Source organism: Acidobacteriota bacterium (assembly GCA_040754075.1).
Taxonomy (GTDB): domain Bacteria; phylum Acidobacteriota; class Blastocatellia; order UBA7656; family UBA7656; genus JBFMDH01.
The window spans coordinates 20588-35444 of record JBFMDH010000016.1; the positions used below are offsets into that span (position 1 = coordinate 20588).

Genomic DNA, 14857 nt, shown 5'->3' on the forward strand with positions numbered 1-14857 from the left:
TTTATGAAATTATTGCCTCGGTTTTTTTGCGAATTTCATAGCCGGTCACTACGCTTTGACCATTGGGATAGTGCGTCCAAAACCAGATGACCTCTTCATCCGCATTCAATTCAACGCCGAAAACCGGCGAACCGTTTTCCGCCAGTTGCGTAACCGGCGGTTGCACGTAGCGTTGCGGATTATCAGCGGATGTTGCATTCATAATGACCTCCAAAGCTTGCATAATTTTCACTCACCGATTAAGCCTAACACAGCCATTCGACGGATTGCAGCACGCCTGATATTTGAAAATCGCTTGACAATTGAAAAGCCTAAATCATTTTTGCGCGCAGCGATTTTCAAAGGCGAGAATTTTATCTTCCTGCTGCAACGTGAGTCCGATGTCATCCAAGCCCTTTAATAAACAGTCGCGGCGAAAGGCCTCAACTGCAAAGTGGCAATTCAACCCTTCGGTATCCGATACCGTCTGCTTTTCCAAATCCACCGTCAGTTGATAGCCAGCGATTCGATTGATCCGTTGAAAAATCTGTTCAACTTCATCTTCCGTGAGGCGTACCGGCAGCAGTCCGTTTTGCAGACAGTTGTTGTAAAAAATATCCGCAAACGATGGCGCGATGATGACGCGAAAGCCGTAATCCTGCAAAGCCCACGGCGCATGTTCACGCGACGAACCGCACCCGAAATTGGTGCGCGCCACCAGAATGGTCGCGCCGTGAAAACGCGGTTGATTCAACTCGAAATCCTCTTTCGGCGAACCGTCTTCGTTGAAACGCCAATCGAAAAACAGAAACTCACCGAAGCCCGTCCGTTCGATGCGTTTGAGAAATTGCTTGGGAATAATCTGGTCTGTGTCTACGTGTACGCGGTCAAGCGCCGCCACGATTCCCGTGTGTTTGGTAAATGGTTTCATACTATTTTTTCAATAAAAACAAATACTCGTAATTTTCTTTTTCGTCTTCGCGAATCCATTCATTTGTCCAACGCATCCGCGCCATCACATTGCGACGATAATCGACTTTAACGAATTCCAGTATCTTGCCTAGATAGGAAAGAATGTCATGCAAAGCTTCGGCAGTGGCTCTGCCCCCCGAACTGTACGACAAAATAATATGACGCGCCTTGCACTGGCGAAGCATTCGCTCTATCGCTTCAACGACAATAAAATTTCCGTTCTCGCTTTTGCGAAAATCTTCAAAGACCGAACCGGCGATTACATCGGATGAATCGCTGCGCCGTTTGACTTTGCCGAAAAGCTCCGGGCGGTCATTCAAGCAGATGGTCGTCCACAAGTGATAATAGGCTGCATAGCGAATTCTTGACGGCGGCATCTTTTCATTATTCGAGCCATAAGGCGGATCGAAATAGGCTAAATCGGTTTCAACTTTTTCGAGCGCATCGAAAATATCGCCTTGATACACCTGATGTTCAATGCTTGAGTGAATGAGTAGCGGAACCCGCAGTTTCAATGTGCCAAACGAACGCGGCGACCACGCATTCAAGTAAGAAGCGAAATGTCCAAGGGTGCTATCGACTTCATCGAGCGCCAGCATCAAACTCGTGAGCAACACCGCAGTTTCGATTTCGTCTAATTTTAAATTATCAATCTCTTCGCGAATCGCATCGAGCTTTTGTGTGTTATGAATCTGAAAAGGTTTTTTCAAGCCATCGGCATTCGTCGAAGCCCCGCCATTCGATGACCCGCCATAATGCTGGGTAAACCAGCCGTCTCGCGGCGGCAGCGCATTCAAATGGTCAATCAGTTTTTGATAGTACGTCGCCGGTTTTTGATTTTTGAGATAACAAAAACCAAATACTTTTGACCAGACTGCAATGTCATTCGCCGCGACCTGATAACCGAGTTTGGCAAACGCCTGCGATACGCGAGTGGTTCCCGCAAACCCATCAAAAACGCTGCGCGCTTTGACCGTTTCTGCCAGTTGCAAAATATAAGGCAATAGGCGCTTTTTTGACCCGGCGTATTTGATTCCCTCAGTGCCCGGTAATTTAAAAGCTGATTCAGGCATGGTTACGAGCGTCATAAATCATTAGCCGTTTTGCAAACCCCACTCACTATTCCCAGTTTCTGACATCAACAAAGCGTCCGGCAACGGCTGCTGCCGCCGCCATCGCAGGGCTGACCAGGTGTGTGCGTCCGCCGCGCCCTTGTCGTCCTTCAAAATTGCGATTTGATGTTGAAGCGCAACGTTCGCCGGGATTCAAAATATCGGGGTTCATGCCAAGACACATGCTGCAACCCGATTCGCGCCAGTCGAATCCCGCATCTTTGAAAATTTTATCCAAACCTTCGCGTTCGGCTGCCGCTTTGATGCGTTGCGAACCCGGCACTACCATCGCCTGAACCTTGGAATGCACCCGTTTGCCTTTAATGGTTTGTGCTGCAACGCGCAAATCTTCAATACGCGAATTGGTGCAGGAACCGATAAATACGCGGTCGAGGTTAATCCAGGCGATGGGCATTCCGGCTTCAAGCCCCATGTATTCAAGCGCGCGCCGCGATGCCTTGCGCATATTCTCATCTTCAAATGATTCAGGGTCGGGAACCGCGCCGGTTACATCTGTCACCATTCCGGGACTGGTTCCCCAACTGACTTGCGGCGCAAGGTTGGTTACATCAAGCGTAAGTTCTTTATCAAAAACCGCGTCTTCATCGGTCGGTAACTTCCGCCATTCAGCAACCGCTTCGGAAAAATTTTTCGGCGCAAATTCGCGACCTTCGAGATAGGCGAAAGTCGTTTCGTCAGGCGCAATCATGCCGGCGCGCGCCCCCGCTTCGATGGACATATTGCAAACCGTCATGCGTTCTTCCATCGTGAGATTTTGAATGGTTTCACCGGCGTATTCGATAACGTGACCGGTTGCGCCATCCGTGCCGATGGTGCGAATGATGAATAAAATCAAGTCTTTTGCCGATACCCCGTCAGCGAGTTTGCCATTGACACTTATGCGAAAAGTTTTCGGTTTGGCTTGCGTCAGGCACTGGGTGGCGAGGACGTGTTCGACTTCACTGGTTCCAATGCCGAAAGCCAGCGCCCCGAATGCGCCGTGCGTCGCGGTGTGCGAATCGCCACACACAATCGTCATTCCCGGTTGGGTGATGCCCAGTTCAGGACCGATGACATGGACAATGCCCTGGTTGGGACTATCAAGTCCATAAAGCGGCACGCCGAATTCTTTGCAGTTCGCTTCGAGTGTGCTGATTTGTTGTTTGGCAATCGGGTCGAGAATCGGCAAAGCCCTGTCTGTGGTTGGGATGTTGTGGTCAACCGTCGCATAGGTTAAATCTGTGCGGCGAACTTTGCGACCATTCAGGCGCAGCCCCTCGAAGGCTTGCGGCGAAGTGACTTCGTGAACCAGGTGACAATCAATGTAAAGCAGCGCGGGTTTGTCTGCTTCCTGTGCAACGATGTGAGCATTCCAGATTTTTTCAAATAGAGTTTGCGGCATAACGGTTTTCAAATTGGATTTTTAATTTTCACTTTGCGGGTCGGGCGCGCCTTTGAATTCAATGGTGTTGCCTTCGGGGTCGCGGATGTAAAGCGATGGCCCGTAACCTTCCGCGCCGTAATTATGATAAAGCGCGCTTGCTTCGACACGGTGTTTTTGCAAATGCGCGAGCAGCGATGCTAAATCGAAAGGCTCGATGCGCAAACAGAGATGGTCGAGGTTGTGCCCTTCATTTTCGGGCGCTTTGCCGCCCGCAAGTCCCAACTTGCCATCGACTGAAATAAGGTCAATCATCGACTTGCCGGCGCGCAGATGCGCCAATCCCAAATCCTCATTGCGTTTATCCATAGAGCATCCGACGACTTCGCAATAGAACTGCACCATCGTTTCGAGATTGCGAACACGAATTACCAGATGATCAAGTTGTTGAATTTCAAACATGCTTGTTTTTCTCGAAGTAACTTATATTTTTGAAAAAAGAAAATAGACAAAATACGTTGCTCAGGTTGAGAACCTCGCGGTCAGCGACCACTTGCTCAACGGGTTATGGAATATTATTTATGTCCGCAATTCTTCGGCAATCGATAGCGCGACTTCGCGCGCGCGGTCAATTTCATCCGTGCGATAGGAAATTGCGCCAACCACAGCGTGACCGCCGCCGTTATAGCGTTCACAAATCGAAGCCAGATTGTGGCGGCGCGGTGTGGGACTCCAGGGATTAAAACCTACAGACACTTTCGAGCGCGTCGGGGTTAAACTGAGTCCCACCGAATAAACGCATTCGGGAAATAAATGATAGGGAATGAATTTGCTGTAGCCCGTCGCATCGTGGGCGCTTAAATCAAAATAGACCACCCCGCGTTCAACCTGCGCGGCTTCGCTGATTAAATCAATCATCTGTTGATGACGGGCAAACAACGGTTGAAACTCTTTTTGAAATTCTTCACCGGCAACGATGGCATCAAGCGACTGATGCTGCATTCCGTGAATGATTTTCTGCATCAAGGCTTTATTATTGCTCGATTCGACGACCATCATAATTTTGAGCGCCGGTTCTTTGAGTTCGACCGCGACCTTTGCGGTTTCGTATTGCGCGCCGTCGATGATGTCCGCCCATTTGATGAGTTCGGATAAATCGCTGGCATCGAAAGCGAATTTTTCGTGGAGCGTATCGGCAATAAATTTGGTGCAGGATTTGTAATCGGGATTATAGAATTTGGTTTCCCAGGTATGGTTGCGGTACTGGCTTTCGTCGGCGGTGGAAAGAAAGGCGCTTTGGTGGTGGTCAAACCACCAGGTCAATTTATCGGTCGGACTATATTTGAAATCGACGATGGCATTTTGGTCGCCATCGAAATTTTCTTCTTCGATAAATTTCTGATTCGGTTGATGCGATAATCCGCGAAAACCGATTTCCGCATCGGGCATCTTTTCTTTGATGAATCTGGCGAAAACCGCCGCCGACGCAAACCCGTCAAAGCAATGGTCGTGATGTAATACTCTAAATTTCATTCGGTGTGTCTGTCTTTCTATCGGGACAAAAATTTAACTCGACAATGTACCATTTTCAACGCTACATGGTGAAGGCGAATTCAAGTAGTTATAAACAACCTCGGTTAAAAATTGCCTTATTGATTCAGAACATTATTAAACTAGCGCTCACGGCAAACGCCACTTGACCGATAAATAAAAGGGAAGAAATCGCGGGTTGACGACGTCCAAATCGGGTATTCAAAAATTGTTTGAAAGGCGAACGAAATGAAAATTCAAAAACTGGCAATGGCGCTTACCATCATCAACCTGGTGATGTTGACCTACAACTTGATTCATCTACGCCCGGTTGCGGCAGATGACATCGCGCCTGTGCTGCGCGGTCGCAAACTCGAAATCGTTGATGAACGCGGGAAGATTCGCGCCCGCATTAACATTGAACCCGCTGTCAAAGCCGCCGACGGCAAAACCTATCCCGAATCGGCGGTCTTTCGCCTGACTGACCCGCAGGGGCGCATTCGCGTCAAACTCGGTGCTGACCAGGACGGTTCAGGTTTAATGCTTGCCGATGATGCGCAACAACCCGGCATTCATATGCTGGCAAAAGATACCGGGAGTTTTCTGAAAATCATCAACAAAAATGGGCGCGAACAGTTAATCAAGCCTTGAGCACTTCACAGAATTTTTCAATCTCGGTTTCGGTGTTGTAATAATGCACGGAAGCGCGAATGACGCTGGCAAGCTCACGTTGCTGCATATCAATCAAGGTATATTCGGCAGGCGATGACCAGACATTGATTTGATGTTCGGCTCGCAGTTGTTCGCGCAACTCTTTGGGGTCTTTGCCTTCAACGGTGAAGGTGACGATACCTGAACGCCTTTCGCCAAGGTCGGTCACCATAACGCCGGGTATGGCGCGCAAACCTTGGCGCAAAGTTTCGGCAAGCAGATTCACCCGCTTGGCAATCGCCGCGATGCCGAGTTCGCGGGCATAATCAATCGCTACGCCCAGACCGATTTTCCCCGCGAAATTGCATTCCCAGTTTTCAAATCGTCGGGCATCATCGCGGATTTTAAATTCATTCAATGATGTCCACTCGGCGGCATGTAAATCGAGAAGCGGCGGCTCCAGTTGTTCGATCAGTTGGCGGCGCACATATAAAAACCCTGTGCCGCGTGGTCCGCGCAAATATTTTCTGCCGGTAGCCGAAAGCATATCGCAACCGATTTCCTCAACATTCAAATCCAGCTGTCCTGCCGATTGACAGGCATCCAGAAGATAATAAACCTTCGCTTCACGCGCCACTTTACCGATTTCCGCAGCCGGGTTGACGAGTCCGCCGTTGGTCGGAACGTGGGTGATGGAAATGAGTTTTACTTGCTCGTCCATCATCGCGCGCAAATCTTCAACCGAGGTTTGCCCGTAATCGTCATTGGGTATGACTTCAACCACGGCTCCGGTTTTGCGGGCGACCTGCAAATAGGCGATATAGTTGCTGGCGTATTCGGCAACCGATGTCAGGATGCGGTCACCGGCTTTAAAAGGAATCGCATAAAACGCCATGTCCCAGGCGCGTGTGGCGTTTTCAATAATCGCCACCTCATCCGGGTGGCAATTGAGTAACGCGGCGACCGCATCATAAGTGTGTTCGATGGCGTCGAGTTGGTCTGTGTAAGCTTCGTAAGCGCCGATGCGCGTTTCGCGTTCGAGGTGTTCGATGACGGCTTGCACAACCGGTTGCGGCATCAAAGCGGCTCCGGCGTTATTGAAATGAATGATGGATTGGCAAGCCGGCGTATCGCGTCTGACTCGTGCAATATCAATGCTCATAGGTTTTTAACTATGGAGAACAAGGTTCGCGTTGGCAAGGCGGCTGATTGTTCAACGAATTGAGAAGTGGATTGGCATGAGGGTCATTCGAGTATTCATCAAGAGAAAGTCGGTTTGCTGCAAGAACAAGTTTTATCCTCGGATAAGGCGGATAAGGCGGATTGGGCGGCTGGCGATTGCGCTTGCGAAAAAAAAGATGAGCCTTTTACCTTCGCGCCAACACACAGGATTGAGCGAAGGGGAGAAAGGCTCATCATTAAAAAGTGTTTGGCACCAAGCCGAAACACATGAAGCAACTTGTGAGTTAGGGCGCGACGGCGCGTTGACGAACGCCGCGAATCGTCACGTTATCGGAAAAGAGCACCTGCCCGGTGGTATCAATTACCTGAAAGGTGGCGCGACCGGTGAAACTCTCCAGACCGGCATCCATAGTGATGGCTTGGCGGAAACCGATTTTGCCAAACGGCTGTTCAAAGGTCTCATTAACGGCAAAGCCAAAATAGGAAGCAATGAACTGTTGCCCGCCGACGTATTGCCAGGCACCTTGTTCGGGAGTTGTCGGGCTTGGCAGCAGCAGCGAGGCTTCGGCGGCGTGAATGATTGTTCCCTCACCTTCCGTGCGTCCGGGGAAAACGCTCAACGTGGATTTCACCTGCGAATTATCGCTGAAGGTCAAGGTCAAATCCCACGCGCCGATTAAGGCATTGCTTTTGGTCACCGTGGTCACGCCGGTTTTGTTACTTGCATCAACCCGGGCAGTTTCATCAATGGTGGTGTCTTCATTGGCGGGTTGCGGGCGAACGCCACTCGCCACTCGCTCGAAGATGCGTTTCTTCCATTCGCCGGAGCCGTTGTTTTGCGCTTGAGCCGCGCCGGTCGCCATTAACAAGATGGTTACGATAAACAGGGTTGAGATAAATCGGGTTGAAAAGATTCTTTGCAAGGTCATTACTATTCTCCTGGTTTAATTGATGCGTCTTGAGCCGCTTGATTCATCAGCCGAGTCGCTCAAGACGCGAAATTAAATTCATATTGAGTGATTTGCCTCTTCGCGTTTAAAAAGCGATTGGTTAATTTTTCAATTTCGCTTTTTGCGCGGGCTTTGCTGTGCCCGACGTCTGTGAATATAATCAAACCCGTTTTTCAAGTAATGATGAAGCGATGATGGAATCATGATGATTTACTGTTTTAATTGAACTTACCGCAACCGCGAGGTAATTTGCCGACTCCCGAAGAAAAAAAATTGGTTTCCTACCGCTTTGATGATGTGCTGGTAGATGCTCTGACCTTTCGTCTTTTGAAAGGCGATGAGGTGCGCACCCTGGAACCGCGAGCCTTCGACCTGTTGCTTTTTTTGTTGGAAAATCGCGGGCGAGTTTGCGATAAAGCGACGCTGTTTGAAAATGTCTGGAAAGATGCCTTCGTTACCGATAACGCCCTTACACGCGCCATCAAAGAGATTCGCCGCGCCATTGGCGATGATGCCAGCACCCCGCTTTACATCGAAACTCTTCCGAAACGCGGCTATCGGTTCATCGCAGAGGTTAAAGTCGAAACCAAACCGGAAACCGTCGCCATCGCCTCAGAGCCGACCCCTGAACGACAGACGCCACAGACCAGAGAAGCGGTGGCTCAGGCTTTCAATTACGAAATCATTCAAAAGCTCGGACAAGGCGGCGGCGGCGTGGTCTATCTCGCCGAAGACCTGCGACTCAAAAGGCGTGTGGTATTGAAATTTCTATCCGAAGAACTGGTGACGGACGACCGCGCTCGCCGTCGCTTTCTTCGCGAAGCGCGGCTTGCTTCGTCGCTTGACCATCCCAATGTTTGCGCCATTCATGAAATTAAGGAAACCGCCGAATTTATTTTTATCGTGATGCAATACGCCGAAGGCGAAACCCTGAAATCATTCATCAACAACAAACCGTTGGAATTGAAAGTTCTGCTTTCGATTGCCCTGCAAATCGGCGGCGCATTAAGGACGGCGCATGAACGCGGCATCATTCATCGGGACATCAAGCCGGGCAATGTCATGGTCAACGAACAGGGAATCGTTAAAGTGCTCGATTTCGGATTGGCAAAATCGGTGATTCGCGAACCGGGCAGCAACTCCGACGAACCGACGGATATTACCAGACAAGGCGCGGTGCTTGGCACGCCTGCCTATATGTCTCCCGAACAGGCGCGTGGTGAATCTGCCGACCAACGCAGCGATATTTTTTCATTTGGCGTTGTGCTTTATGAAATGGCGACGGGACGCAAACCTTTCGATGGCAAATCGCAACCCGAAACCATGAATGCGATCATTAACACGCCGCATACACCTGTCAAATCGCTGCATCCCGAAGCCCCTGCGGAATTGGCGTCAATCATTGACCGCGCGTTGATTAAAGAGCGCGAGAAACGCTACGACGTCATCGCCGAATTGTTGAATGATTTGCGCAGCCTGATTTCGCAAACCGACAGTTTGTATAACGCCATCACTTTGGCGGATGTGTCCGGTTCGTTTTATAGGCAACCACTGCATAAACGACTCAAAAAATATTTTCTGGTGGCAACCGCTACGCCGCGCGGCAAATTGCAAGTCGGATTGATTGCGCTGATGATGATGAGTCTGTTGATTATTTCAGCGATGATTGTCCGCGCCAGAGTGAATGTGAGTTGGGCTAAAAATGCCATCCCGCAAATCGAGAAATTGGCGGGGGAGCGCAATTATTTTGCGGCTTACCAGCTTGCCATTGAAGCGCAAAAATATCTGCCTGACGAGGCAACGCTGAAACGCCTGATGCCGGTCATCGCCGATTCGCTGACGGTGACCTCGGAACCTGCGGGGGCGCGCGTTTATCTCAAACGATTTGTCAAAAACGCGCCCGGTTATCAATCTGCGCCGCGTGAATTCATTGGCACAACGCCAATCAATGACCTGCAAATCGCGCGCGGCGAATATATTTTAGCTTTGGAAAAAGCGGGCTACGCCGCAGCCGAACGCAGCATCTCGAACCTGTTGACGCTGGCGGGCAATACCTGGGTTCCGCCGGATGCGCCCAGTAATTACCAGATTAAATTGATTGAAAGCGATAAAGTAAGCGACCGCATGGCATCGGTTCCGGGTGGGGCGTACAAACTGGTGAGCCGGACGCGACTGACCGAATCCTCAGTAAAGTTGAATGATTTTTTGATTGACCGATACGAAGTCACCAATCGTGAATATAAAGAATTCATCACCGCAGGCGGATATTTCAAACGCGAATACTGGCAAGCGCCGTTTGTCAAAGACGGAAAAACGATTAGTTGGGAAGAGGCAATGCAAGAATTGCGCGACCGCACAGGGCTTCCGGGTCCGCGCAGTTGGACGGGACAAAATTTCCCCGAAGGCAAAGCCGAACATCCGGTCACCGATATTACCTGGTACGAAGCCGCAGCTTATGCGGCATTTCGCGGCAAACAATTGCCCGATATATTTCAGTGGGAAAAAGCGGCGCGCAATGGTTTATTCACCTACTACGGCGGTTATGTGTTGCCCTGGGGAGAGGTGGCGTTTGGCGAAACCGTCGAAGGTCATGCAAATTTCAATAGCAACGGAACCGTTCCTGTTGATAGTTTTGAATTCAGTATGAGTCCGTTCGGTTGCTATCAAATGGCGGGCAATGTCAGCGAATGGTGTTTGACACAAACCCCGCAAGGATTTACTTACGCGGGCGGCTCCTGGCAGGATTTGTTATATCTGTTCACGGATATTGGCGTCTTTCCGGGTTTTCATACTTCAAACAAACTGGGATTTCGTTGTGTGCAAAATCTTGCGGGGGATGAGCCGAACCCGCTTACTCTGCGCATTGATACGGTGAATCAGATTCCCCAATACACGCCGAGCAGTGATGAATACTTTCAATCTTTATTGAGCCATTACCGCTACGACGCCGCGCCGCTCGACTCGCAAACCATCGACGTCACAGAGACCCCGGAATGGCGGCGCGAAAAGATAACCTTTCGAGGTGGCGGCGATGAACGGGCAATCGCCTATCTCTATTTACCGAAAAGCGCCTCAAGCCCATTTCAAGCGATTCAATTTGTTCCGGCAGGTGATGTATACGGCGGTTATAATTCGTTGCCGCAATCGGTAGAGATGCAGGTCAGTTGGCTCATCAAATCGGGGCGCGCGGTTTGGGCAGTAGTGTTCAAAGGATTTATCGAGCGCGAACATCCGCCGGATTATGTTTCGCCGCGATGGGCTTCAGTTAAACGCCGCGAAGAAGTGGTGCGCAATGCAACGGATTTGCGTCGCGGGTTGGATTATCTCGCCACCAGAAATGATATTGATATGAGCCGTCTGGCTTATTACGGCTATAGTCAGGGCAGCCAGGAAGGTTACATTTATACGGCAGTTGAAAATCGTTATCGCGTGGCAGTCTTTGTTGCTGGTGGGTTATCACTCGGAAACCCGCTCTGGATTGCGGAAGCGCGTCCGGTTAATTTCGTATCGCACATTCGCATTCCCAAGCTTTTATTGAACGGGCGTTATGACGAGGTCAATCCATTGAAGTCAAACATCGAGCCGCTGTTTAAATTATTAGCCGAACCGAAAAAGCAATTTCTTTATGATGCAGGGCATTCGCCGCCATTGGAAATCATCGTGCCGGTAGTCAATAGCTGGTTGGACGAAACCCTCGGCGAAATCCGCCGCCAGTGAGGGATGGCGTCCTCAACCAAATCAGGCGTTTATATTGCTCTAGCTATTTCAAACAAAAATGTAGAGATTGGCAAATCGTTCTTAGTGGAATAGTGCTGTGGATGTAGCCTTGGATTGATTGCGCGAAGTCCCACTTTTAATCGCACCCGAAATCGGTATCTTCACCTCTGTTTTTGCCATTCAGTTTTGTGATGTCGTGGATTATGCCTCTTCGTATAAAAACGAAATTGATCGTTGCCGATTTAATCGCTGGCTGAAACCCAATCCTCTTCACGAGGATACTCTGCGGATTTTAAACGTGATTTGGCACGCCCGAATTTTAGATAAAGCGCCGGTATGACAATCATATTGAGAAAGGTTGATGTCACAATGCCACCAAGAATGACGACCGCCATTGGCTGCTGAATCTCTTTGCCCGGTTGTCCCGTGCCAAGTGCAAGTGGAATCAGTCCGACGCCAGTGACCAAAGCCGTCATCAGAATCGGGCTTAATCGCTCCATCGAACCTTGCACAATCGCATCGCGGAAATTTACGCCTTCTTCTTCCATCAGATGTTTATAATGACTGATCAGCATGATGCCGTTGCGCGTGGCAATACCGAAGAGGGTGATAAACCCGACAAGCGATGCCACCGACAAGGTGCCGCCGGAAAGAAAAACCATCACCACTCCACCGATTAACGCCAGCGGCAGATTCGCCATCACCAATAACGCCGAGCGCATTGACTTCAAAGCAATGTAAAGCAATAGAAATATCCCGGCGATGGCAACCATAGAAAGCCAGGTGATCTGCCGCGAAGCTTTCTCCTGTGACTCGAACTGCCCGCCGTACTGCACAAAATAACCTTGCGGCAATTGAACTTTCTCGTTGATTGACCCGCGCACGTCAGCAATCACGCTGCCTAAATCCCGGTCGGCGACGTTGGCTTGAATGATGATGCGGCGCTGCACATTCTCGCGGTTGATGGTATTAGGACCTTGGTCTGTCCTGACCTCTGCAACCTGTCCGATAGGCACTTTGGTTCCAGTTGGGGTATCAATCAAGGTGCGGCTGATGGATTCCAAAGACCTGCGCGCCGAATCATTAAAGCGAACAATAACGTCATAGGTGCGCTGTTCCTCCAGGACTTGGGAAACCGCTTCGCCGTTGAACGCCACGTCAACAGATTCTGCTAAGTCTTCGGCGCGTAATCCAACCGCCGCCGCTGCCTGCCGGTTCATATTGATTTGCACTTGCGGCACACCGACTTGCGGCTCTACTAACAAGTCAACAATGCCTTCCACGCCAGCCATCGCATCCCGCACCTCGTTGGCTTTGGTACGTAGCGTCGCGAGGTCTGAACCGAAAAGTTTGATGGCGATTTGCGCGCGCGTCCCTGAAAGCAGATGGTCGATGCGGTGGGAAATCGGCTGTCCTACTTCAGCCGTGATGCCGGGGATTCGCGATAGTTTCTGTCTGACCTCTTCCATCATCTCGGCATGCGGGCGGTCGCCTTGTTTAGTAACCACCTCAATTTCGCTGCTGTTGACGCCCGCCGCATGTTCATCAAGTTCGGCGCGACCCGTGCGGCGGGTTGTTGAAATAATTTCGGGAACTTCGTGGAGCGCCGTTTCAATGATATTTCCGATGCGGTTTGATTCCTGCAAAGAAGTGCCGGGAGGAAGGCTGGCGTTAATGTTTAAAGCGCCCTCGTTGAATGGCGGAAGAAATTCTCTGCCCATCAATGGAAAGAGGACGACTGCAATAAGTAACATCACCGCTGATGCGCCGATGATTTTATATGGATGCCTGAGTGTCCAGTTCAACGTCCGCGCATAACGCGCCTTGAGCCAGGTGACCAGTCTGGAATCATTTTCATGTTTCAACACCGCAGCGCGACCGAGCATGAAGTAACAAAGCACCGGGGTGACCGTGAGCGCAACAATTAAGGAAGCGACAATCGAAATGATGTAAGCAAAGGCGAGCGGCGCAAACATGCGTCCTTCAAAACCGCCCAGGCTGAAGAGCGGCAGAAAGACCAGCACAATAATGAGTGTGGCAAAGACAATCGAATTTCGGATTTCACTGGATGCTTTGAAGATGACACTAACCGTTGGTTCGGGCATTGGTGAATGGTTGTTCTGTTTAAGTCGGCGAAAAACATTCTCGACATCGACAATCGCGTCATCAACCAACTCGCCGATGGCAATGGCTAAACCGCCAAGCGTCATGGTGTTGATGGTGATACCGAAATAACTCATCGCCAGAACGGCAGTGAGCAGCGATAAGGGAATCGCTGTCAGGCTGATGAATGTGGTGCGGAAATTCCATAAAAACAGGAAGAGGATAACCGTGACCATGATGCCGCCTTCGATGAGCGATTCCTGTACGTTACCAACCGCTCGTTTAATGAAGTCGGCTTGCTGAAAGGCTTTGGTGTCTATGGTGACATCGGGCGGCAGCGTGGTTTTCAGGGCAGCAAGTGACTGTTCGATCTTTTCGGTCAACTCAAGAGTATTGGCATTCGGCTGTTTCTGAATGGTCGCAACGACAGCGGATTGGGCGTTGAAACTGCCGTCGCCGCGTTTGAGCGCCGCGCCCAATTGCACCGTGGCAACCTGTTTGATCAAAATCGGCGCACCTTCACGCACTGTGATAACCGAATTTTCAAGGTCTTCAACAGAATAAATGCGACCGCGACCGCGAATCAAAAACTCTTCATTGGGACGTTCAAGAAAGCCGCCCGATGCGTTGGCGTTCGAGGCTTCGACGGCTTTTGTTACCTCTTCGAGCGTCAGCTTATAGTCCGCGAGTTTCGCCGGATCGACCAGAACCTGAAACTGTTTGGTCTCTCCGCCAATGATCATCACCTGCGATACGCCGGAGACGCCCAAGAGTCGCGGACGCACCACCCAATCGGCAAGCGAGCGCAATTCCATTGCCGAGGTTTGTTTGCTGGTCATTGAAATCAACATGATTTCGCCCATCGTCGAAGAGATGGGTCCCAATGTGGGTGGCAAAACTCCTGCCGGCATTCGCACCTGTTGAAGTTTTTCAGTGACCAATTGGCGAGCGCGGTAGATGTCTGTGCCAAACTCAAATTCAACGAAGACGATGGAAATGCCAATGGCTGAGTTGGAACGCACGCGAAAGACGCCTGCTGTGCCGTTCATTGCCGATTCAATCGGTAAGGTAATTAACGATTCAACCTCTTCGGGCGCTAGTCCATGCGCTTCCGTCAGTACCGTTACCGTTGGCGCAGTCAAATCCGGGAAGACATCAACGTGAGCTTGAGAAGCGACAATCCCGCCATAAACCAACAACGCCACTGCGGCGACCAGCACCAGCAGGCGATTTTGCAGAGACCATTGAATAATTCTGTTCAGCATAATATGGGGTTGTTT

The 14857-nt window shown here is 50.4% G+C and carries 11 protein-coding genes; 2 read left to right on the forward strand and 9 right to left on the reverse strand.

Features of this window, described 5'->3' with window-relative positions; genetic code table 11:
- Position 1 precedes the first annotated feature (1 nt).
- From AB1757_17495 to AB1757_17520, 6 genes are all read right to left on the reverse strand, one after another.
- Positions 2–202, reverse strand: coding sequence for a hypothetical protein (locus tag AB1757_17495; GenBank protein ID MEW6128836.1), 201 nt, complete (start codon positions 200–202; stop codon positions 2–4).
- 114 nt (positions 203–316) lie between these two features.
- Entirely contained in the window at positions 317–910 is a 594-nt protein-coding gene (leuD, locus tag AB1757_17500; GenBank protein MEW6128837.1) for a 3-isopropylmalate dehydratase small subunit, read from the reverse strand.
- 1 nt (position 911) lies between these two features.
- Positions 912–2039 carry a DNA adenine methylase gene (locus AB1757_17505; GenBank protein MEW6128838.1) on the reverse strand — a complete coding sequence of 376 codons (1128 nt, stop codon included), beginning with the start codon at positions 2037–2039 and terminating at the stop codon, positions 912–914.
- Positions 2040–2070: 31 nt separating this feature from the next.
- Positions 2071–3465 (reverse strand): 3-isopropylmalate dehydratase large subunit, encoded by a 1395-nt coding sequence (leuC, locus tag AB1757_17510; GenBank protein MEW6128839.1) that lies wholly within the window; start codon positions 3463–3465, stop codon positions 2071–2073.
- A gap of 21 nt (positions 3466–3486) precedes the next feature.
- On the reverse strand, positions 3487–3906 hold the full coding sequence (locus tag AB1757_17515) for a VOC family protein (protein ID MEW6128840.1): 420 nt from the start codon (positions 3904–3906) through the stop codon (positions 3487–3489).
- Positions 3907–4023: 117 nt separating this feature from the next.
- Complete coding sequence (locus AB1757_17520) at positions 4024–4977, reverse strand: phosphoesterase (GenBank protein ID MEW6128841.1); 954 nt, start codon at positions 4975–4977, stop codon at positions 4024–4026.
- Between the two features lie 246 nt (positions 4978–5223).
- Here AB1757_17520 and AB1757_17525 point away from each other — a divergent pair, with 246 nt between their 5' ends.
- Positions 5224–5625, forward strand: coding sequence for a hypothetical protein (locus AB1757_17525; GenBank protein MEW6128842.1), 402 nt, complete (start codon positions 5224–5226; stop codon positions 5623–5625).
- Here the strand turns inward: AB1757_17525 and AB1757_17530 are convergent.
- Together AB1757_17530 and AB1757_17535 are read right to left on the reverse strand one after the other, a co-directional pair.
- Entirely contained in the window at positions 5615–6787 is a 1173-nt protein-coding gene (locus AB1757_17530) for an aminotransferase class V-fold PLP-dependent enzyme (GenBank protein MEW6128843.1), read from the reverse strand. The genes AB1757_17525 and AB1757_17530 overlap by 11 nt on opposite strands.
- Before the next feature lie 304 nt (positions 6788–7091).
- Positions 7092–7736 carry a hypothetical protein gene (locus AB1757_17535; protein MEW6128844.1) on the reverse strand — a complete coding sequence of 215 codons (645 nt, stop codon included), beginning with the start codon at positions 7734–7736 and terminating at the stop codon, positions 7092–7094.
- Between the two features lie 270 nt (positions 7737–8006).
- Between AB1757_17535 and AB1757_17540 the strand changes: the two genes are divergently transcribed.
- Positions 8007–11474, forward strand: coding sequence for a protein kinase (locus AB1757_17540; protein MEW6128845.1), 3468 nt, complete (start codon positions 8007–8009; stop codon positions 11472–11474).
- 242 nt (positions 11475–11716) lie between these two features.
- Here the strand turns inward: AB1757_17540 and AB1757_17545 are convergent, their stop codons facing one another.
- Positions 11717–14842 (reverse strand): efflux RND transporter permease subunit, encoded by a 3126-nt coding sequence (locus tag AB1757_17545; GenBank protein ID MEW6128846.1) that lies wholly within the window; start codon positions 14840–14842, stop codon positions 11717–11719.
- Positions 14843–14857: the final 15 nt, after the last annotated feature.